General features: G+C 63.0%; 21 protein-coding genes. 8 read left to right on the top strand and 13 right to left on the bottom strand.

Annotated elements, in window-relative coordinates:
• The first annotated feature begins 2 nt into the window (after window positions 1-2).
• The 3 genes from ACJ8HB_RS13810 (at window position 3) to bioD (ending at window position 3,080) form a co-directional block, all read left to right on the top strand.
• Window positions 3-893, top strand: coding sequence for a LysR substrate-binding domain-containing protein (locus tag ACJ8HB_RS13810; protein ID WP_049196813.1), 891 nt, complete (start codon window positions 3-5; stop codon window positions 891-893).
• Between the two features lie 159 nt (window positions 894-1,052).
• The gene (mlc, locus tag ACJ8HB_RS13805; RefSeq protein ID WP_004938526.1) at window positions 1,053-2,270 is read left to right on the top strand and encodes a sugar metabolism global transcriptional regulator Mlc; all 1,218 of its coding nucleotides are present in this window, start codon (window positions 1,053-1,055) and stop codon (window positions 2,268-2,270) included.
• A gap of 144 nt (window positions 2,271-2,414) precedes the next feature.
• Window positions 2,415-3,080 (top strand): dethiobiotin synthase, encoded by a 666-nt coding sequence (gene bioD, locus ACJ8HB_RS13800; protein ID WP_033638445.1) that lies wholly within the window; start codon window positions 2,415-2,417, stop codon window positions 3,078-3,080.
• A gap of 6 nt (window positions 3,081-3,086) precedes the next feature.
• Here bioD and ACJ8HB_RS13795 read toward each other — a convergent pair whose 3' ends face one another.
• A complete protein-coding gene (locus ACJ8HB_RS13795; protein ID WP_094860128.1) occupies window positions 3,087-3,581 on the bottom strand; it encodes a DUF2938 family protein in 495 nt (164 codons plus the stop codon).
• A gap of 68 nt (window positions 3,582-3,649) precedes the next feature.
• On the opposite strand from ACJ8HB_RS13795, the gene ACJ8HB_RS13790 reads away from it, so the two are divergent.
• A complete protein-coding gene (locus ACJ8HB_RS13790; protein ID WP_094860129.1) occupies window positions 3,650-4,042 on the top strand; it encodes a helix-turn-helix domain-containing protein in 393 nt (130 codons plus the stop codon).
• Here ACJ8HB_RS13790 and clcB read toward each other — a convergent pair.
• The 5 genes from clcB to ACJ8HB_RS13765 form a co-directional block, all read right to left on the bottom strand.
• Window positions 4,039-5,340 (bottom strand): voltage-gated ClC-type chloride channel ClcB, encoded by a 1,302-nt coding sequence (gene clcB / locus ACJ8HB_RS13785; RefSeq protein WP_094860130.1) that lies wholly within the window; start codon window positions 5,338-5,340, stop codon window positions 4,039-4,041. The two genes, ACJ8HB_RS13790 and clcB, sit on opposite strands and share 4 nt — an antisense overlap.
• A 125-nt stretch (window positions 5,341-5,465) precedes the next feature.
• The gene (gene osmV / locus ACJ8HB_RS13780) at window positions 5,466-6,605 is read right to left on the bottom strand and encodes an osmoprotectant ABC transporter ATP-binding protein OsmV (RefSeq protein WP_041034977.1); all 1,140 of its coding nucleotides are present in this window, start codon (window positions 6,603-6,605) and stop codon (window positions 5,466-5,468) included.
• Window positions 6,602-7,252, bottom strand: coding sequence for an osmoprotectant ABC transporter permease OsmW (gene osmW / locus ACJ8HB_RS13775; RefSeq protein WP_033638455.1), 651 nt, complete (start codon window positions 7,250-7,252; stop codon window positions 6,602-6,604). Before osmW ends, osmV begins: the two co-directional genes overlap by 4 nt.
• 11 nt (window positions 7,253-7,263) lie before the next feature.
• Window positions 7,264-8,121, bottom strand: coding sequence for a glycine betaine ABC transporter substrate-binding protein (locus ACJ8HB_RS13770; RefSeq protein ID WP_223307178.1), 858 nt, complete (start codon window positions 8,119-8,121; stop codon window positions 7,264-7,266).
• A gap of 64 nt (window positions 8,122-8,185) precedes the next feature.
• On the bottom strand, window positions 8,186-8,902 hold the full coding sequence (locus tag ACJ8HB_RS13765; protein ID WP_033638459.1) for an ABC transporter permease: 717 nt from the start codon (window positions 8,900-8,902) through the stop codon (window positions 8,186-8,188).
• A 508-nt stretch (window positions 8,903-9,410) separates the two neighbouring features.
• Here ACJ8HB_RS13765 and ACJ8HB_RS13760 point away from each other — a divergent pair.
• Window positions 9,411-10,898: an MDR family MFS transporter gene (locus tag ACJ8HB_RS13760; protein ID WP_094860131.1), complete on the top strand. Its 1,488-nt coding sequence runs from the start codon at window positions 9,411-9,413 to the stop codon at window positions 10,896-10,898.
• A 56-nt stretch (window positions 10,899-10,954) separates the two neighbouring features.
• Here ACJ8HB_RS13760 and ACJ8HB_RS13755 read toward each other — a convergent pair whose 3' ends face one another.
• On the bottom strand, window positions 10,955-11,254 hold the full coding sequence (locus ACJ8HB_RS13755) for a DUF1161 domain-containing protein (RefSeq protein ID WP_033648229.1): 300 nt from the start codon (window positions 11,252-11,254) through the stop codon (window positions 10,955-10,957).
• A gap of 89 nt (window positions 11,255-11,343) precedes the next feature.
• Window positions 11,344-11,712: a DUF1283 family protein gene (locus ACJ8HB_RS13750; protein ID WP_004938560.1), complete on the bottom strand. Its 369-nt coding sequence runs from the start codon at window positions 11,710-11,712 to the stop codon at window positions 11,344-11,346.
• A 148-nt stretch (window positions 11,713-11,860) separates the two neighbouring features.
• Between ACJ8HB_RS13750 and ACJ8HB_RS13745 the strand changes: the two genes are divergently transcribed.
• Window positions 11,861-12,187, top strand: coding sequence for a YnfA family protein (locus ACJ8HB_RS13745; RefSeq protein WP_033648230.1), 327 nt, complete (start codon window positions 11,861-11,863; stop codon window positions 12,185-12,187).
• 36 nt (window positions 12,188-12,223) lie between these two features.
• Here ACJ8HB_RS13745 and ydfG read toward each other — a convergent pair whose 3' ends face one another.
• Window positions 12,224-12,973: a bifunctional NADP-dependent 3-hydroxy acid dehydrogenase/3-hydroxypropionate dehydrogenase YdfG gene (ydfG, locus tag ACJ8HB_RS13740; RefSeq protein WP_094860132.1), complete on the bottom strand. Its 750-nt coding sequence runs from the start codon at window positions 12,971-12,973 to the stop codon at window positions 12,224-12,226.
• 125 nt (window positions 12,974-13,098) lie between these two features.
• Window positions 13,099-13,620 carry a GNAT family N-acetyltransferase gene (locus tag ACJ8HB_RS13735; protein ID WP_060420909.1) on the bottom strand — a complete coding sequence of 174 codons (522 nt, stop codon included), beginning with the start codon at window positions 13,618-13,620 and terminating at the stop codon, window positions 13,099-13,101.
• Here ACJ8HB_RS13735 and ACJ8HB_RS13730 point away from each other — a divergent pair.
• Window positions 13,612-13,779 carry a hypothetical protein gene (locus ACJ8HB_RS13730; RefSeq protein ID WP_154609291.1) on the top strand — a complete coding sequence of 56 codons (168 nt, stop codon included), beginning with the start codon at window positions 13,612-13,614 and terminating at the stop codon, window positions 13,777-13,779. The genes ACJ8HB_RS13735 and ACJ8HB_RS13730 overlap by 9 nt on opposite strands.
• Window positions 13,780-13,820: 41 nt before the next feature.
• Here the strand turns inward: ACJ8HB_RS13730 and fecA are convergent, their stop codons facing one another.
• The 3 genes from fecA to fecI all read right to left on the bottom strand — a co-directional run bounded on the left by fecA (window position 13,821) and on the right by fecI (window position 17,765).
• On the bottom strand, window positions 13,821-16,172 hold the full coding sequence (gene fecA / locus ACJ8HB_RS13725; protein WP_094860133.1) for a TonB-dependent Fe(3+) dicitrate receptor FecA: 2,352 nt from the start codon (window positions 16,170-16,172) through the stop codon (window positions 13,821-13,823).
• 115 nt (window positions 16,173-16,287) lie between these two features.
• Window positions 16,288-17,244, bottom strand: coding sequence for a ferric citrate uptake sigma factor regulator FecR (gene fecR / locus ACJ8HB_RS13720; RefSeq protein WP_094860134.1), 957 nt, complete (start codon window positions 17,242-17,244; stop codon window positions 16,288-16,290).
• Window positions 17,241-17,765: a ferric citrate uptake sigma factor FecI gene (gene fecI / locus ACJ8HB_RS13715; RefSeq protein WP_033638471.1), complete on the bottom strand. Its 525-nt coding sequence runs from the start codon at window positions 17,763-17,765 to the stop codon at window positions 17,241-17,243. The genes fecR and fecI overlap by 4 nt, the downstream gene beginning before the upstream one ends.
• 425 nt (window positions 17,766-18,190) lie before the next feature.
• Here fecI and guaD point away from each other — a divergent pair, with 425 nt between their 5' ends.
• A complete protein-coding gene (gene guaD, locus ACJ8HB_RS13710; protein ID WP_060452965.1) occupies window positions 18,191-19,513 on the top strand; it encodes a guanine deaminase in 1,323 nt (440 codons plus the stop codon).
• The last annotated feature ends 120 nt before the right edge of the window (window positions 19,514-19,633 follow it).

The raw sequence follows: 19,633 nt of genomic DNA, 5'->3' as shown, positions 1-19,633 counted from the left end.
ATATGAATATCGAATTGAGGCACCTGCGTTACTTTATCGCTGTGGCGGAAGAGCTGCATTTTGGCCGCGCCGCCGAGCGGCTGCGCATCTCCCAGCCGCCGCTCAGCCAGCAAATCCAGGCGCTGGAGGAGATGGTCGGCGCGCGGCTGCTGGCGCGCAACAACCGCAACGTCAGTTTGACCCAGGCCGGGGAGATGTTCCTCAAAGAAGCCTATCAGGTGCTCGATCAGGTCGGGCGCGCGGCGGAAAAGGCGGCGCGTCTGGATCGCGGCGAACTGGGGGAAATTACCATCGGCTTTACCTCTTCCGCGCCCTTTATCGGCGTGGTGTCGCGCAGCCTGCGCGCCTTTCGTCAGCACTCGCCGCAGGTGCATATCAAAATGCGCGAAATCAACACCAAACAGCAGATCGAACCGCTGCTGAACGGTGAGCTGGATCTGGGGGTGATGCGCAACACGCGGCTGCCGGAAGCGCTTCACTATCAGCTGCTGCTGCGCGAACCGCTGGTGGCGGTGGTGCCGCAAGGGCATCCGCTGGGGGAAACGCCCGGCGGCGCACTGCGTTTCCAACATCTGGCGCAGGAGCCGTTCGTGTTTTTCTCGCGCGAAGTGGGCACCGCGCTGTACGACGAAATTCTGCTGCTGCTCGGCAAGGCCGGCATAACTCCGTACATCACCCAGGAAGTGGGCGAAGCGATGACCATTATCGGGCTGGTTTCCGCCGGGTTGGGGGTGTCGATTCTGCCGGCCTCTTTCGCCCGGGTGCGGGTGGACGGCGTGCGCTATCTGCCGCTGGCGGAACCCGACGCCACCACCGAAGTGTGGCTGGTGCATCACCGCCGGCGGCCGCTGACCGCTGCGGCGCAGGCGCTGATGGCGTTGATGCTCAAATGACGCCGAAACCGGGTAAATAAAACTCGATTCACGCTGAAATTGCGAGGAATTTGTGCAGCAAATCACATAACGAATCAAATAGTTGACGCTGTATGACAAAAGCCCCACCATAACCCCTAGTCTTTATTTAGAAGCGCGAAAAATAGTAGGAGCAGGTTTGTGATTGCGGTTGGGCAGCCTGGGCATATCGATCAAATCAAGCAGACTAATGCGGGGGCGGTTTATCGGCTAATCGATCAACTGGGCCCGATTTCGCGCATCGAACTGTCAAAACGCGCGCAGCTGGCGCCCGCCAGCATCACCAAGATAGTGCGCGAACTGCTGGAAGCCCACCTGGTCAAGGAAACCGAGTACCAGGAAATCGGCAGCCGGGGCCGCCCGGCGGTGGGACTGGTGCTGGACACCGAAGCCTGGCATTACCTGTCCGCCCGCATCAGCCGCGGCAGCATCACGCTGGCGCTGCGCGATCTCAGCAGCAAACTGGTGGTGGAGGAACAGCTGCCGCTGGCGGCCGAACACCCCGAACCGCTGTTGAAACGCATTCTGACCGAAGTCGATCAGTTCTTTATCCGCCACCAAAGCAAGCTGGAGCGGCTGACGGCGATCGCCATCACGCTGCCGGGCATGATCGACGTGCAGTCCGGCGTGGTGCACCGCATGCCGTTTTACGACGTGCTGGAGATGCCGCTCGGCCCGGCGCTGGAAACCCGCACCGGCCTGCCGGTTTACCTGCAGCACGACATCAGCGCCTGGACCATGGCCGAGGCGCTGTACGGCGCCTCACGCGGCAGCCAGAACGTCATTCAGGTGGTGATCGACCATAACGTCGGCGCCGGGGTGATCACCGGCGGCCATGTGCTGCACGCCGGCAGCCACAGCGTGGTGGAGATTGGCCACACCCAGGTCGATCCTTACGGCAAACGCTGCTACTGCGGCAACCACGGCTGTCTCGAAACCGTGGCCAGCATCGAAAACATGCTGGAGATCGCCCAGCAGCGGCTGAGCGGCTCGATGAGCTCCAGCCTGCACGGGGCGCCGCTGACCGTCGAATCGCTGTGCGACGCCGCGCTGGCGGGCGATCAGCTGGCGCGGGACATCATCCTCGGCGTCGGCCACAGCGTGGGGCGCATTCTGGCTATCATGGTCAACCTGTTCAATCCGGAGAAGATCCTGGTGGGCTCGCCGCTCAACCGCGCGGCGGAGATCCTGCATCCGGCCATCGCCTCCTGCATTCGTCAGCAGGCGCTGCCGGCCTACAGCGAGCAGGTCAAGGTCGAATCCACGCAGTTCTTCAATCAGGGCACCATGCCCGGCGCGGCGCTGGTGAAAGAGGCGCTGTACAACGGTTCATTGCTGGTGCAGCTGCTGCAGGGCTAACATCAGAACTTCTTATTAATTCCGCAAAAGATTGAGCTACCTCAAGCCCCTATGAGGGCGCATCCCCTAGAATTTTTCCGCAAGACTTCTTCGCCGCCGGTGCGGCGACACATTGTTAACGGGGCATTCTGGGGCATTTTATTCATGTTGAAGCGTTTATTTGTGACAGGCACGGATACCGACGTCGGTAAAACCGTGGTTTCCCGCGGGTTGATGCAGGCGCTGGCCGCCGATGGCCGTTCGGTGGCCGGCTACAAGCCGATCGCCGCACGCTGCCAGGAAACCAGTGAGGGCATCCGCAATAAAGACGCTTTGGTGTTGCAGGCCACCTCAACCCTGCCGCTGTCCTACGAGGAGATCAATCCCATCACCTGCCTGGATGAGGTGTTTCACGCGCATGCAACCGAGGACATCAACTATGGCGTGATGAGCAGCGGTCTGCGCGATCTGTCCGCCAAAGCCGACACGGTGGTGGTGGAAGGCAGCGGCGGTTGGCGGGTGCTGATGAACGATCTGCGGCCTTACGCCGAGTGGGTGGTGCAGGAACAGCTGCCGGTGGTGCTGGTGGTGGGCATCAAACTGGGCTGCGTCAGCCACGCGCTGCTGACCGCGCAGTCGATCATCAACGACGGCCTGCCGCTGCTGGGCTGGGTGGCCAACCGCATCAACCCGGGGTTGGCGCACTATGCCGAAACCATCGCGGCGCTGCAGCAGCGCATTCCCGCGCCGCTGCTGGGTGAAATTCCGTATCTGCCGCGCGCGGAGCAGCGCGAACTGGCGCACTACCTCGATATTTCCACGCTGCTGTAAGCCCGCTCAGGCGCAGAGCGTCGCCAACAGCCGGGCGGCGATCAGCAGGCCCAGCCCATACACCGTGTGGGTGAGCAGGCTGAGGAGCCGCGCTTTTCGTGGGTAGGCGGTTTTCGCCGCCGCCACGCCAAAGCCCAGCGCGGGCTGCATCACCAGAAACGGCGCCGCCAGGCTCAGCCAGCCGCTCAACAGCGCGATGAGCGGCTCCGGCGCCGCATACCACTCGCTGCCCGCCAACCCGAGCGGGATAAAGGCAAACGCGATGCCGATGGCGTAATGCAATATCCAGCCGATTTCTCTCTCCCCCCGGCGCGGCGGCGCCGTAACGATGGTGGCGTGAAACCAGCGGCCGTCGAACATGCCGAGAAACCAACGGCCCACCAGCGCATAATCGAGAGAAGGGATGCCGAAGCGCCGCTTCAGTAGCAGCGCCCACAGATCCATGCAGAGGATGGCGCCGGCGCCGGTTAACAGGATGCGCACTAACAGATCGGGGGTCATAGGGTGTCCTTGGCTCAGTGACGTGATAATGTGCGCACAGTGTGCAACTTAAAGTCGGCTTCAAGTCAATGGCAAAAGAACTGGATATCGGCGCGGTGGCGCGCCTGAGCGGAGTCGCGCCTTCCGCGCTGCGGCATTACGAGAAAAAGGGGCTGATCGCGTCGACGGGCCGCCACGGTTTGCGCCGCCAATACGCCGCCGGCGTGCTTGACCAACTGCGGCTGATCGCGCTGGCGCGCCTGGCCGGTTTTACGCTGGACGAGATGAGCGCCTTGTTTGACGAACGGGGCAAGATAGCGCTCGATCGCGGGCTGCTGGCGGCGCGGGCGGATGAACTGGATCGCCATATCCAACGCCTGATGCAGGTGCGCGACGGGCTGCGCCACATGGTCAATTGCCCTGAACCCGAGCACCTGCAGTGCCCGCAGTTCAGGAAAATCCTGCAGCAGGGCGAGTTCTAAGCCTCGCGTTTGGGCGGCGGCGCCGAGTGATACACCGACACCGGCCGCAGGCCGCGCGACACGGTGGTGGCGATCACGCACGAGAGCAGAATGCCGGGCAGCAGCGCGTATTCGCCGGTCATTTCAAACACCATCAGCGCCGCCATGATTGGCGCATGGGTGGTGGCGGCCAGCAGGGTGGCCATGCCGGTCAGCGCCAGCAGCAGCGGCACCGCCGCATCCATGCCCGGCCACAGGCCAAACAGCTGACCGATGATCGAACCGAGCGCGGCGCCGACGAACAGCGTCGGGGTGAAGACCCCGCCCGGCGCGCCCGACCCGCTGCTGGCGAGGATCGCCAACAGTTTGCACACCAGGATCGCCCCCAGCAGCAATACCCCCGGCGGCGCGATCAGCAGCGCCTGTACCACGCTGTAACCGTTGCCCCACACCTGCGGGAACAGCAGAGAAAGCAGCCCGACGATCAGGCCGCCCAGCGCCAGCTGCAACGGCGGCTTCAACCGCAGCGAGCGGAAGGCATGGCCGGTGGCGGTCATCAGCCATAAAAACAGCGGCCCACCGGCGCCGGCCACCACGCCGACCAGCGCCATCAGCAGGTATTGCGTCGGCAAGGGGGCGGCGAGCGGCGTCACCAGATAGAGCGGCGCCTGGCCGCCGTTGAGCAGGTTGGTCATCAGCAGGGCGCTGACCGCGGCGATCACCACCGGGCCGATCGAGGCCAGCATCAGGGTGCCGAACAGGATCTCGGCGATAAACAGGCTGCCCGCCAGCGGCGCATGATAGGCGCTGGCCATCCCGGCGGCGGCGGCGCAGGCCACCCACAGTTTCCACTCTTTCTCGTGCGTAAAGCGCTGGGCGAACAGCGAGCCCACCAGCGCCGCCAGCAGGATCATCGCGCCTTCGCGGCCGATGGCGCTGCCGCTCGACACCACCAGCAGCGACGCCAGGCACTTCACCAGGCTGGCGCCGGTGTCCAGCTTGCCGTTGCCGGTCTCGATCGCTTCCATATAGTCGGTGGGCGCCGCCGGGCGCTGGTGGCGGTAGCGCTGATGCATATACAGCAGCAGGCCCGCCGCCAGCCCGCCCAGCGCCGGAGTGAGGGCGCGCCGCCAGCCGGGCAGCGCGGCGGCGGCGGCCACCAGGCTGCCGTCGGCATTGCCGAGCAGCAGCCACTCGAGGCCAATCATCGAACGGTGGAACAGCCACACCGCCAGAGCGGCGGCGACGCCGATGAACACGGCGATAAACAGGCTGCGCAACAGGGCGCGATAGTGGTGCAGGTGGACCAATCTTTTCATGCGTGGGCGGCGTCGTGAGAAAAATCAAAGGGTCATCAGCGCATTGTGCTTGGCGCTCCGGCCGATGACCAGTGAATCTTTAGCAAACTGCGGCGTGGGCGGGGCGGCGAGCGCCCCGGCGTGGGTTATTGCGGCGTCAGCACCCGGCGCGTGCGGCCGGAGCTGAGGTAGTCGGCGATGTAATCCTGCGAGATTTCGCCGCTGTAGCGGCCGTCTTCATCGACGATCGGCATCCAGGAGGTGTTGTGCTCGTACAGCTTCGACAGCACCACGCGCAGGTTCTCCTCCGCACGGGCGGTGACGCGGAAACGGTGCAGGCTGTCGGCGCAGACGCCCGGCGCGCCGCGCGCCTCGCGGCGCTTGACGTACCCCAGCGGCTTGCCGTCGGCGTCCACCACCGTCACCGAGCGGGCGTCGATATCGTCCATCAGCCCGAACGCTTCCACTAGCGGCGTCTCCCGCCGCACCGTCACCGTTTCCTGTTGATCGGCCACGTCGCCGGCCTGCACCAGCAGCAGGCGCTTCAGCGTGCGATCCTGGCCGACAAAGGAAGCGACGAAGTCGTTGGCCGGCCGCGCCAGCAGCTCATCGGCGCTGGCGTTCTGCACGATTTTGCCTTGGCGGAACACCGCGATGCGATCGCCGAGCTTCAGCGCCTCGTCGATGTCGTGGCTCACCAGCATCACGGTCTTTTTCAGCTGGCGCTGCATGTCGAGAAACTCGTTCTGGATGGTTTCGCGGTTGATCGGATCCACTGCGCCGAAGGGTTCATCCATCAGCAGCACCGGTGGATCGGCCGCCAGCGCGCGGATCACGCCGATGCGCTGCTGCTGCCCGCCGGACATCTCTTTCGGGTAGCGGTGCAAAAAACGCTTGGGATCCAGCGCCACCATGCTCATCAGCTCCTCGGCGCGATCGTGGCAGCGTTTTTTGTCCCAGCCCAGCATGCGCGGCACCACGGTGATGTTCTCCTCGATGGTCATGTTGGGAAACAGGCCGATCTGCTGGATGACGTAGCCGATTTTGCGGCGCAGGCTGACGGTATCCAGCGCGCTGGTGTCTTCGCCGTTGACCAGAATGGTGCCGCCGGTGGGTTCGATCAGGCGGTTGATCATCTTCAGCGTGGTGGTTTTGCCGCAGCCGGAAGGGCCGAGCAGCACGCAGATTTCGCCTTCCGGCACGTCCAGATTGATGTTGTCTACGGCGTTGAACGGCGTGCCGTTCTTTTGCATGAACTGTTTGGTCAGATTTTCCAATTTAATCATGAGCGGATCCCCTTGGGCGTTAGCGCAATTTGCAAGCGGTGCAATAACCAATCGAGGACGATCGCCAGCAGGCTGATCATCACGGCACCGGTAATCAACTGGCGGATGTCGCTGCTGCTGATGCCGTTGAGCAGCAGTAGGCCGAGGCCGCCGGCGCCGATCACCGCAGCGATCGCCATCACGCCGATATTCATTACCACGGCGGTGCGGATGCCGCCGAAAATCACCGGCAGCGCCACCGGGATCTCCACCCAGCGCAGGCGTTGCCAGAACGTCATGCCGATGCCGCGGCCGGCTTCGCGCAGCCCGCCGGGCAGGTTGTCGAGCGCGGTGTGGGTGTTGCGCACGATTGGCAGCAGCGAGTAAAGGAACACCGCGGTGATCGCCGGCACGTAGCCGATGCCGTGGCCGATTAAGGAAAACAGCGGGATCATCAGCCCGAACAGGGCGATGGAGGGCACGGTCAGCACCAGCGTGGCCAGGCTCAGCACCGGCGTCGCCAGCCATTTGTGGCGGACGATCAGCACGCCGAGCGGCACGCCGATCAGGATCGCCAGGCCGACGGCGACGCCGACCAGCAGCAGATGTTCCAGCGTCAATCCAGCGATATAGGCCCAGTTTTGCCAGGCGTAAAGTATGGTATTCATCACATGCCTCCCTAAATCAGGCCGCGCTGCTTGAGGAACGCGTCGGCGACCTGTTGCGGCGTCTGGTAGTCGATATCCACCCTGGCGTTAAGCTCGGTGATCACCTGATTGTTGAACTGTTTCGACAGCGTGTTCAGCGCCTCTTCCAGCCCCGGCGTGTTTTGCAACACGTCGGCGCGCACCACCGGCGTGACCGCATAGCTCGGGAAGTAACCCTTGTCGTCTTCGAGCACCTGCAGATCGAAGCCTTTCACCCGGCCGTCGGTGGTGTACACCAGCCCGGCGTCGACGAAGCCGTCGCGGATGGCGTTGTAGACCAGGCCGGGGTCCATTTGGCGGATTTGCGGACGATCGAGCGGCATGTCGTACAGCGCCTGCATCGGCTTCAGGCCGTCCGAGCGGCCGGCAAACTCCAGATCCAGCCCCAGCAGCCAGTTGTGTTTCGGGTCGGTTTTACGCACCTGTTCCACTTTGGCCACCAGCTGCGACATGGTGCGAATCTGCTCTTTTTCCGCGCGCTGGCGCTGCATGGCGAAGGCGTAGGTGTTGTTCATGTCCGCCGGCTGCAGCCACACCAGGCCGAGTTTGGCGTCGAGCTTTTTCACCGTGTCGTAAGTTTCCTGCGGCGTCATGCGCTTATTGATGTGGTTAAAGATGATCAGCGAGGTGCCGGTGTATTCCCAGGTCATGTCGATCTGTTTGTTGATCATGGCGTTGCGGGTGATCACCGTGGCCAGATTGGTCTTGGGTTCGACCTGAAAACCTTTGGCCCGCAGGTATTGCACGGTGATCGCCGACAGAATGCGCTGTTCGGTGAAGTTCTTGCTCGCCAGCGTCAGCGGGGCGGCCCAGGCGGCCGCGCCGGTCATCAGCAAGGAGAACAGCAGCGCGTGGCGGAGTCGTTGTAACCATCGAGTCATCGCGTTTCTCCCATCAGGATGCGGTGTGCGGGCTGAGCCGGCGGCCGAGACCGGCCAGCGCCAGATCGAGCAGCAGGGCGATCAGCGCGGTGGCGGCGGCGCCGAGGATCAGCGTCGGGAAGTCGTTCAGGTAGATGCCGGGGAAGATCAGTTCGCCGTAGCTGCTGGCGCCGATCAAAAACGCCAGCGGCGCGGTGCCGACGTTGATCGCCATCGCGATGCGCACCCCGGCGAAGATCACCGGCAGGGCGTTGGGCAGTTCGACCTGGCGCAGCCGCTGCCCGGCGGTCATGCCAATACCGTTGGCGGCCTCGACCAGCGCCGGCGGTACCGAACGCAGGCCGGCATAGGTATTGCGCACGATGGGCAGCAGCGAGGCGAGGAACAGCGCCACCACCGCCGGCCGGTCGCCGATGCCGATGATCACCATCGCCAGCGCCAGCACCGCCAGCGGCGGCAGGGTGTTGCCGACGTTGAAGATCTGCATCACGTGCTCCGCCCAGCGGCGGGCGAAAGGGCGGCTCAGCAGGATGCCGCTGGGAATGCCGACCAGCAGCGACAGCAGCATGGAGCACGCCACCAGGAACATGTGCTGCTGGCCGAGGTAAATCAAATCTTCCCGGCGCGACTTGAGGGTTTCCCAGCCGATGCCGTAAACCAGCAGCGCGACGACGGCGATAAACAGCAGGCTCCCGAGGAGCAGGCGCCGGTATGGCGCTGACTTGTGCATGATGTTGCGTCCTCCGTTGCGCGGAGCGGCCGATAGGCGGCGCATTCCGCTCTGATTGTTACCCACTGCCCGGCGGGCGTGGTGGTACAAAACGGGCGTTTCGCATGAGGTTAGCGAGATTGAGCGAAGGGTGCGTTCGGCACAGCGTGCTGAACGTAGGCTCAATACGTGAGTTAATCAGCATAAGATACTGATATTTAAACCCGAGAAAGCACGAAGCCCAAAGGCGCCGGCTAGGGAAGGTATAGCACCCTGACGTTGAGCGTGCCAAGTTTTATGAACAAAATCAGCTGATTGAGTTTGCCCAGATTGGCGCCGCAGACCGCGTCAGCGCTGGGATGCGAGGAAAGTAAAAAAAATCCGCAGCAAAACGTTACGCCGTAACAATCAGTCCAAATGGTGCGATTCGCCGCCGGCAAAGGCAGGATGTGAGGGCGGATAGACTCGGCGCAGACGCTTGCTGATATACTCAGGGAAAATAAAAACGCCAGGAAGCCTGCATAACGCCATGACAAATAACGTTTCACCCGCACCCATCGCCCACCGCCCGCTGATCCTGATCGCCTGCATGCTGGCGATGTTCATGTCGGCGATCGAAGCCACCATCGTCGCCACCGCCATGCCGACCATCATCGGCGATCTCGGCGGCTTTTCGCTGCTGGGCTGGGTGTTCGCGGTCTATTTGCTGGCGCAGGCGATCACCATTCCCATCTACGGCCGGCTGGCGGATCTCTACGGCCGCAAGCGGGTGTTCTTCTTCGGCGCCACGCTGTTCCTGCTGGGATCGGTGCTGTGCGGCTTCGCCCCCGACATGTATTGGCTGATCGGCTTCCGTCTGCTGCAGGGGCTGGGCGCCGGTGCCATCATGCCGATCGCCTCCACCATCATCGGCGACATCTACAGCGCCACCGAGCGGCCGAAGGTGATGGGCTACCTGTCGAGCGTGTGGGGCGTGTCGGCGATCATCGGCCCGCTGCTGGGGGCGTTTATCGTGCAGCACCTGCCGTGGGCGCTGGTTTTCTGGGTCAACCTGCCGATCGGCCTGCTGGCGATGTTCTTCCTCTGGCGCTATCTGCCGGCGCATCAGCAGCTGCGGCGGCACGCGCTGGATCTGGCGGGCACCGCCTGGCTGACGTTGTTCGTTTCGGCGCTGTTGCTGGCGCTGTTGCAGATGGAAAGCCTGGGATGGTGGGTGGCGCCGTTGCTCGCGCTGGCGGCGGCGTCGCTGGCACTGCTTGTCCGCCAGGAGCGGCGCGCGGTCGAACCGCTGTTCCCGCTGGCGCTGTGGCAAAGCCGGGTGATCGTCGCCGGCAACATCGGCGGGCTGGTGATCGGCGCGGCGATGATGGGCATCAGCGCCTTCCTGCCTACTTTCATTCAGGGCGTAATGGGCGGCTCGCCGCTGGAGGCGGGCACCACGCTGGCGCTGATGTCGATCGGTTGGCCGCTGGCCAGCACGCTGAGCGGCCGTTTGATGCTGATGACCTCGTACCGCGCGACGGCGTTGCTGGGTGCGCTGCTGTTGGTGGCGGGCGGCCTGATCCTGCTGATGCTGCAGCCGATCGGCGGCCTGCTGTGGGGGCGGGTGGCGGCGTTTATGGTCGGCGCCGGCATGGGGTTGTGCAACACCACGTTTTTAGTGTCGGTGCAGAACGCGGCGCATTACAGCATTCGCGGCATCGCCACCGCCTGTACGGTGTTTACCCGCATGGTGGGTTCGGCCATCGGCACCGCGATTTTGGGCGCCACGCTGAACCTCAACCTGCAGTGGCGTTTGCCGGAGGTTGACGATCCGGTGCAGCGGCTGATGGAGCCGGCGGTGCGGCAGAGCATGGGGAGCGAAGCGCTGGCGCAGCTGATCCAGCAGGTGGCGGCTTCGCTGCATTGGGTGTTCCTGGCGTCGGCGTTGGTGTCGTTGCTGGCGTTGGCGGCGGCGATGCTGATCCCGGCGCGTTGTCGACCGCAGGGCGAAGGGGAAGAGGCGGAGCAGGCGTAAGGGAAAAGTAAAGGGCGCGGCTGTGAATGAACTGCGCCCTGGATAGCCGATGCGGCTTACTGCGTGTTGGAGGTATCCTGGCTGCTGCCGGTCTGCGCCGCGTCACCGCGATCGTCGCCATTGTTCAGGCGGGTATAGACGATCTTCTGGGTGTCGTTTTCGCAGTGGCCGACCACTTGGCCGCCCGCTTGATCGGCCTGATCGTTAGGCACGATCTCCAGTTTGAAGCCGGACTCCGGAACGCCGTTATTGATGATTTTCTGCGAAATGTCCGCTTTCACGCTTTCGCAGGAGGCCAGAGCCGCCAACGGCGCGCCGGCCAGCAAGACAGCGGTTAATATCAGCGTTTTCTTCATCACGTCATCCTTTTAGACAATGGACTTCCTGTAACAGGATAGCAGTAATGGCGGCCGGGTTTCACGCTTGCCCGCCCGCCGCAGGCGGATTAAGGATTAATCCGACGCCCGGTCTGACGATCCAGACATTTACGGGTGTCAGGCTCCCAGTACGCGTTGACGTTGTTGCTGTCGTTGCAGCGATCTTCGTCATCCGCCGCGCGATCGGCCTTGTCGAACTCTTTCTCGACGCGAGTGTTAACCTTGTGGCGCAGGGATTTGGTATCATTCCACTGCTCTTTGCTCTGGCGTGCTTCTTCGGTGCTCATCGCGCCGCTGCCTTTGCCATCGACGGTGACGCAGGTGCTGCCCTGCGTGCAGGTGGCGGCCAGCGCCGGCGCCTGCCAGGCGCCCATAACGGCCAGCATGGCGACCGGCAGCATCCCGCGCAGCAGTCGTTGGGTCGAAAATGTTTTCATCGTTTCATCCTTATGAGTGAGTGCGCCTGATGATGGCGACACTGGCGTTACTTCGCCCGCAGGCGTGGTGACAAATATACCACCGCGCTTCTGAAATTCACCAGCCAAGCGCCGATTCGTTTACTTTATCGAGAGAAAACTGCGACCGATGTTAAAAACCACGCTGTTGTTTTTCGCCACCGCCCTGGCTGAAATTATCGGCTGTTTCTTGCCTTATCTCTGGCTCAAAAAGCAGGGCAGCGCCTGGCTATTGCTGCCGGCGGCAGTGAGCCTGATGCTGTTTGTCTGGCTGTTGACGCTGCATCCGGCGGCCAGCGGGCGGGTCTATGCGGCCTACGGCGGCGTGTATGTGGCGACGGCGTTGCTGTGGCTGCGGGTGGTGGACGGGGTGAAGCTGTCTGCGCTGGACTGGGTGGGCGCGGGGGTGGCGCTGGCGGGTATGTTGATCATCGTTTCCGGCTGGCGCGCAGCCTGAGCAAACACGGCGGGAGTCGCCTCCCGCCGCCGGAGATCAGGCGCCGCGGTGGATGTTCAGCCCGGCGAAGGACTGGCTGACCGGCATCATTTCCAGCGTGTTGATGTTGACGCGCGCCGGCAACGTCGCGACCCAGAACACCGACTCGGCGATGTCTTCCGGCGTCAGCGCATCGGCGCCTTCGTAGGTTTTGTTGACCTTGCCGTCATCGCCCTTGAAGCGCACGTTGGAGAACTCGGTGCCGCCCACCAGGCCCGGCTCGATATCGGTCACGCGGATGCGCGTGCCGTGCAGATCGGCGCGCAGGCCCAGGCTGAACTGTTTGACGAACGCCTTGGTGGCGCCGTACACGTTGCCGCCGGCGTAAGGCCAGTTGGCGGCGGTGGAGCCGATGTTGATCACATGGCCGACGTTGCGCTCGACCATGGCCGGCAGCAGCGCGCGCGTCATGTTCACCAGCCCCTTGGCGTTGGTGTCGATCATGGTTTCCCAGTCATCGGCGTTGGCCTTGTGCGCCGGCTCCAGCCCCAGCGCCAGGCCGGCGTTGTTCACCAGCACGTCGATCTGGCGCAGCTCGGCCGGCAGTGTTTCGATCGCCTGTTGAATGGCGGCGCGGTTGCGCACGTCGAGCCGCACGATGTGCAGCGCTTGCCCTAATTCGTCCTGCAGCTCTTCGAGACGCTCAAGGCGGCGCCCGGCGGCGATCACTTGATGGCCTTCACGGATAAAACGGCGTGCGATTGCCTCGCCGAAACCGGAGGTGGCGCCGGTAACAAAAATAATCATGTTGCTGTTCCTCAACTGTTTTTACCCTACATGCCTCTATCATTAGCACAAACCAGCTGGCAGTGGCAGCGGTTATCGCGGCGCAGAGAAAAAAAGGCCGCACCGGGCCGGCGGCCCGGTGCGGATCAATGCTGAGGCGGCAGGTGGTAGACCACGGCGTCATACTTGACGCGTTCGCAACGCCCGGCCAGCACGCCGCCCAGCGACTCGGCGAGGCGGCGGCTGGCGGTATTTTGCTCGGCCACCGGGTAGATAAGGTGCGGCGGCTGAAAGCGCTCGCTGACCCAGCGCGCGATGCCCTGCACGATTTCGCGCCCGTAGCCCTGGCCGTGCAGGCTCTCTTTCACCCAGATGCCCAGCTCCGGGGTGCGGCTGCGCAGGTTGTGCGCGCCGCCGACGCCGACAAACTGCCGGTCTTCGCGCCGGCGGGCGACGAAGATCACTTCTTCGCCTTCGCGCATCAGCGGCAGCCAGCCTTGCCAGACGTTGGCGAAATCTTCCGGCGACGCCTCCGGCTCAAAGGTCATAAAGCGCGTCAGAGTGGGGGTGATCGCCTGGTAAACATCGTCGGCGTCTGCTGCGGTAAAGGGGGCAATCAACAAACGGTCGGTGTCCACGCGGCACTGAGAAAGGTCATTATGATTCATCTTATTTTCCCTCGCTTTTCAGGCCAGAACGGCAAAAAATCCGCGCCCATAAATCAGGGCGGATCGTCGATATTACGCGCATTGGCGGCAGAAGCGACTTATTTTTCGCCGCTTGGGCAAGATGGAAAGATCGGGATTGGTGACAATGTCACATTATGAATGAAGCGGCGAGCGCGCTGAGGTGCGCCCGCCGCCGGGGATCAGAACTTCACCGAGCCTTGCAGATAGATCGTACGCGGCTGGCCGATGTACAGACCTTTGTTATTGTCGTCATAGGCACGGGTGAAATACTCGTGGTTGAACAGGTTTTTCACGCCGACGCCCAGATTCAGGCCGGCCATTTCCGGGCCGAAATCATAGGCGGCGCGCACGCCCCACAGCATATAGCCGGGAATGCGGCCGGTGCTGCCGTCGGCGCTTTCCGCCACGGTGTTGGCGTTATCGGCGAACTGGCTGGATTGGAACTCGCCGTTGAGGTTAAACGCCCAGTTGCCCGGCGTGTAGTCCAGCCCCAGCGTGCCTTTATGCTTCGGTGAGAACGGCACCTGGTTGCCCTTGTAGCCGCCGTCTTCGCGGATAGTGGCGTTGACGTAGGCGTAGCTGGCGTAGGCGGTCAGATCGTCCAGTTTCGGCGTCAGCTGCGACAGATCGTAACGCAGGCTGCCCTCCAGCCCGGCGTGGCGAGTTTTGCCGCGCGCGGTCACGCTGTCGGTCACCTGGTTGGAGTCGTACTGGTTGTTGAAGTTGATCAGGAACAGCCCGATCTCGCCGGTCAGCGCATCGCCGGCGTAGCGGGTGCCCAGCTCCCAGGTGCGCGCCTTCTCCGGTTCAATCTTGCCGCTGTCGACCGCTTTGCCCATCTGGCTGTACTGCACGGTGCCGAAGGAGCCTTCGGTGTTGGCGTACAGGTTCCAGTATTCGTTAAGGTGATACATCACGTTCAACGCCGGCAGCGGCGCGTTATAGCTGACGTCGAGGCGGTTGTTCTTGATGTAGTTGTTCTGATACGACTTGATGTACTCGTAGCGCATGCCTGGCGTGATGGTCCAGTCGCCGATGTCGATGCGATCGTCGATATAGAAGGCGTGCGCCTCGGTGCCGGACTGGGTATCGCGATCGTACGGGCTGGCGCTGGACGGCAGCCGGCCGGTGCTGGCCTTGCTGGTGTAGCGCAGCTCGTGGGTGGATTCGCTGACGTAGCGGTAGCCGACGCCGACCTCATGCGCCGAGTCTCCCCAGCGGAAGCTCTGGCTGTAGCGCGGTTCCACGCCGCGCACCCAGTATTCGCGCGGTGACAGCGTCAGATTTTTGCCCTGATCCAGATAGCCGCTGCGCAGGGTGTAGGTGTAGAAGCTCTGCACGTCGAACTTGTGCTGTTGATCCGGCTGATACTGATAGCCGAAGTTCGCCAGCTGGCGGCGGCCCCAGAACTTGTCGTACGGGCGCGTCGACTGGAACGGGTTGGCGTTGTAGTCCGCCCGGCTCAGGCCGCCCGGCATGTCCGCCTCGCCTTCGTAGTATTGCAGCAGGCTGTTGAAGGTGTGCACCTCGTTCGGTGCGTAACGGCTTTTCAGCATCACGTCGTCAATCTTGGTCGCGCTGTGCTCGCGCCAGTCGCTGCCGCGCGTGCCGGAGTAGAGCAGCGCCGCGCCGAAGCCGTTGTCGGCGGTGCCGCCGATCATCAGGTTGCCGGTGCCTTTCGGGTGATCCTGGCGCGAAGTCGGGCTGAGCTGCCCCTGCATGCCGGCTTCCATGCCGAAGGTTTTCGGGATGGCGCGGGTGACGAAGTTGACGACGCCGCCGACGCTCTGCGGCCCATAACGCACCGCGCCGCCGCCGCGCACCACGTCGATCGCGTCCATATTGCCGAGCGAGACCGGCGCCAGCGACAGCTGCGGCTGGCCGTAAGGCGCGAAGGGCACCGGGATGCCGTCCATCAGTACGGTGGAGCGGCTGGCGAGGCGCGGGTTGAGGCCGCGAATGCCGAAGTTCAGCGCCATGTCATGGCTGCCGGTGCCGTTGTTCTCCGGCGCCACCACGCCCGGCACGCGGTTCAACGCTTCGCGCACGGTGGTGGTGCCGGTTTTGGCGAATTCTTCCCGGCGCACCACGTCGCGCGCGCCGGGATGTTCGAACACGTCTACCTGGCGGCCTTCCGCCAGCCAGTCACCGACCACGGTGATGTCTTCTTCCTTCTGCGGCTGAGGCCGTTTGGCCAGCGTGTAACCGTTGTTGCCGAGCGCTTTAGCCTGCAGGCCGCTGCCCGCCAGCAGGGCGTTCAGGCCGTCATCGACGCCGTAGCTGCCGCTCAGGCCCGGCGAACGTTTACCGGCGGTCAGCGTGCCGTCCACCGAGAGCGCGATGCCGGCGCGAGCGGCGAAAGCGTTCAGCGCGCCGTCCAGCTCACCGGCCGGAATATGATAGGCTGCGGCGGCGCTGGCGGCGCTCGCCGTCAGCGGTGCGGCGAATGCCAGGCCAATAGCCACGGCCAGCGGTGTGGCGCGTTTTCCCCAAAGCGAAGCCGGCGCTCCCTTTCCCCAAGCGTTGTTCATACCTTCTCCTGAATCATTTTTTATTTATTGCTGCAGTGTTTTCCTGGGAGTCGGATGAGCGAAGCAAAAGGGACAATCAAGAATGCGATTTTTTATCATTTTCATTTAAAAAGATTCAGGCGGGAACGATTTGCAGCCAATAACGGGTAAAGCTCTGCAGGCGCACCGGCAGCGTCTGGCTGAGCAGGGCGAGGGCGCGATCGGTATCGTTGAGCGGGAAACTGCCGCTGACGCGCAGGCCGGCGACGGCCGGATCGCAGCTCAGGTGGCCGCGTCGGTAGCGCGCCAGTTCGGCGATCACCCGGTCCAGCCGCCATTGGCTGACGCTCAGCACGCCGCGCAGCCAGCCGTCCTCCGCCGCCGCCGGTTGCTTGTCGCTGAAGGCCGAGGCGCTGAAGCCGATCTGTTCCCCGGCGCCCACCCGGCGCGTTTGCTGCGGATCCTGCGCCAGCTGCGCTTCGACCGCATGCTCCAGCACTGTCAGGCGCGTCTCGCCGCCGATCTCGCGCACCAAAAAGCGGGTGCCGAGCGCGCGCATCGCTCCCTGCGGGCTTTGCACCCACAGCGGCCGGGGGTCGCGCCCGGTAATCAGGCTGATTTCTCCGGCGTGCAAACGGATCAACCGTTGACGATCGTCGTAATGCACGTCCACCGCACTGGCGGTGTTGAGCACCAGTTGGGTGCCGTCGCTTAACACAATGGGTTTGATTTCGCCGGTGGCGGTGCGGTAGTCGGCGCGCAGCTCCCGGCCGAACGGCGATTGGTAAAGGAAACCGCCGCCGCCCACGCCAAGCAACAGCAGCAGGCTCTTCAGCAGGGTGCGGCGATCGATCGCCGACTGGCGGCCGGCGCGATCGAGCGCACGGTAGCTGAACTTGCCCGGCACGCCTTGCAGCTGGCTCTGCAGCGCTTCGACGCGCTGCCAGGCCCAGCGGTGATCGGCGTGCTGCTGGTGCCAGGCTTGCCACTGTAGGCGCTGGCGGTCGGTGACGTGCTCATCGCACAACAGGGCATACCAGTGTGCGGCCATCTTCAGCGCCTGGCGCTGCTCGGGGGTAATGGCGTTGCTCATGAGAAAACGTCGTTTTCCAGGCTGAACAGCAGGCAATGCTCGGTGGCCTTGGCCATGTATTTTTTAACCGAACTGACCGACACGCCGAGACGCACGGCGATGTCCGCATAGCCCAGGCCTTCGAGCTGCGACAGCAGAAAGGCCTGTTTCGCTTTCGGCCCCAGGCCGTCGAGCATGGCGTCTATCTGCTGCAGGCTTTCCAACAGGCTCTGGCGCTGTTCCGGCGACGGGGCGTAGCCTTCCGGGATCAGCGTCAGCATCTCCAGATAGGCGCGCTCCAGCGTTCTGCGGCGGAACAGATCGACCATCACCCGCTTGGCGACGGTGACCAGAAAGTCTTTCGGCTCGCGCAGGGTCGCCGCGGCGTCGCTTTTCAGCAGGCGCATAAAGGTGTCCTGCGCCACATCGTCCGCGTCGAAAGCGCAGCCCAGCCGCCGGCGCAACCATCCCTGCAACCAGGCGTGATGGGTGGCGTAAAGGCGCGACAGCGCGGCGTGCGGGGCGGAAGCGGTGGCGGACATGGTTTTCGCATTGCTGGTCAAAAAGATGCGCGGATGATAATTGAGAATGGTTATCGTTTCAAGTTTGTCGGGTGGGTTCCTGAATGGTTCCGGCCTCTTTTTATCGCGTTGAAATAGGCTGACGGGCGCGAAAATATCCCTTTGCCCATTAAAGGTGCAGCAACGGTGTTATTTCGGTAAGCAAACGGTTGCTATTAGTCTGCCGTCGAAGATCGCCGCGTGTTTTATTCTTTTTCTTCGGTTGGTTTTCTTTGTTTAATTAGTATCACTTTGTTTTAACGTGAAAATATATTTTATGTCGGTCTGTTGGTACACGGCTTGCTATGCTTAACCCGGTCTTTAAGTTTGGGCAACAGAAGGCATTGTTTCATCGACGCAGGTTATTATGCGGGTGAGATTGGCCGGTCGTCACAAGGAAGAAAATAATGGCACTGCAATTCACCACGGCTATTCGTGGCAATTTTTTTGATATCGCGGCCTGCGTGGAGGAACCGCAACAGCTTGACGAACGCCTGCGGCACATTCCCGACGGTTTGTTGCTGCTGAACGGGGGCGTCATCGTCTGGTTCGGCAGCTGGCAGCAGGGCGAGGCGCTGCTGCCGCCGGGTTTCGCGGTCACGGAGTATCGCGACAAACCGATCGTACCGGGCTTTATCGACACCCATATCCACTATCCGCAAACCGAAATGATTGCCGCCTATGGCGACCAACTGCTGGACTGGTTAAATAATTACACCTTCCCGACCGAAAGCCGCTATGGCTGCGAGCGGCACGCCGACGCGATGTCGGCCTTCTTTCTGCGGGAGTTGCTGAGCAACGGCACCACCACCGCGCTGGTGTTCGGCAGCGTGCACCCGCAGTCGGTCGATGCGCTGTTCAGCCAGGCGCAAACGCTGAACATGCGCCTGATCGCCGGTAAGGTGATGATGGATCGCCATGCGCCGCAGGCGCTGCTGGAAACGCCGGAGCAGAGTTACCGCGACACGCGCGAGTTGATTGAACGCTGGCACGGCAAAGGCCGCCTCGGTTACGCCATTACGCCGCGCTTTGCGCCAACCAGCACCCCGGCGCTGCTGGCGCAGGTGCAGCGGCTGCGCGAAGAATTCCCCGACGTGTGGCTGCAGACGCACCTGAGCGAGAATCCGCAGGAAGTGGCCTGGGTAAAATCGCTGTTCCCGCAAAGCCAAAGCTATCTGGACGTTTACCATCGCTACGGCATGACCGGCGGCAAAAGCGTGTTCGCCCACTGCCTGCACCTGGAGGAGCAGGAGTGGGACTGCCTGTGTGAGACCCGTTCGGCGATCGCCTTTTGCCCCACCTCCAACCTGTTCCTCGGCAGCGGGCTGTTCGACCTGCAGCAGGCCTGGCGCAAGCGGGTGAAGCTCGGCATCGGCACCGACGTGGGGGCAGGCACCTCCTTCAATATGCTGCGCACGCTGGGCGAGGCGTACAAGGTCGGCCAGCTGCAGCATTACCGGCTCTCCGCCGTAGAAGCGTTCTATCACGCCACCCTGGGCGGCGCCCGCGCGCTGTCGCTGGACGACAAAATCGGCAACTTCGACGTCGGCAAAGAGGCGGATTTCGTGGTGCTCGATCCGGCGGTGACGCCGCTGCAGCAGTTACGCTACGCCAACAGCGCCACGCCGGCGGAACAAGGCTTCGTGCTGATGACGCTGGGGGACGATCGCAATATTTATCGCACCTATGTGGACGGCAAGGTGGTTTATCAGGCGGCGGTGTCAGACTGATTTCATTCGCGGTGTTGGCGCAAAGGCATATTGGAATACGCCGACACCGCGTGGCGACAATTTTAACATAAGGAAGTGAAAGCCTTGATAGCGTTATTGCTGCACACATTGTGGATGAAA

It is taken from the genome of Serratia sp. CY27727 (genome assembly GCF_052169275.1).
Classification (GTDB): Bacteria; Pseudomonadota; Gammaproteobacteria; order Enterobacterales; family Enterobacteriaceae; genus Serratia; species Serratia sarumanii.
The sequence above is the reverse complement of the archived record's forward strand: the minus strand, read 5'-3'. Positions and strand labels throughout refer to the sequence as shown.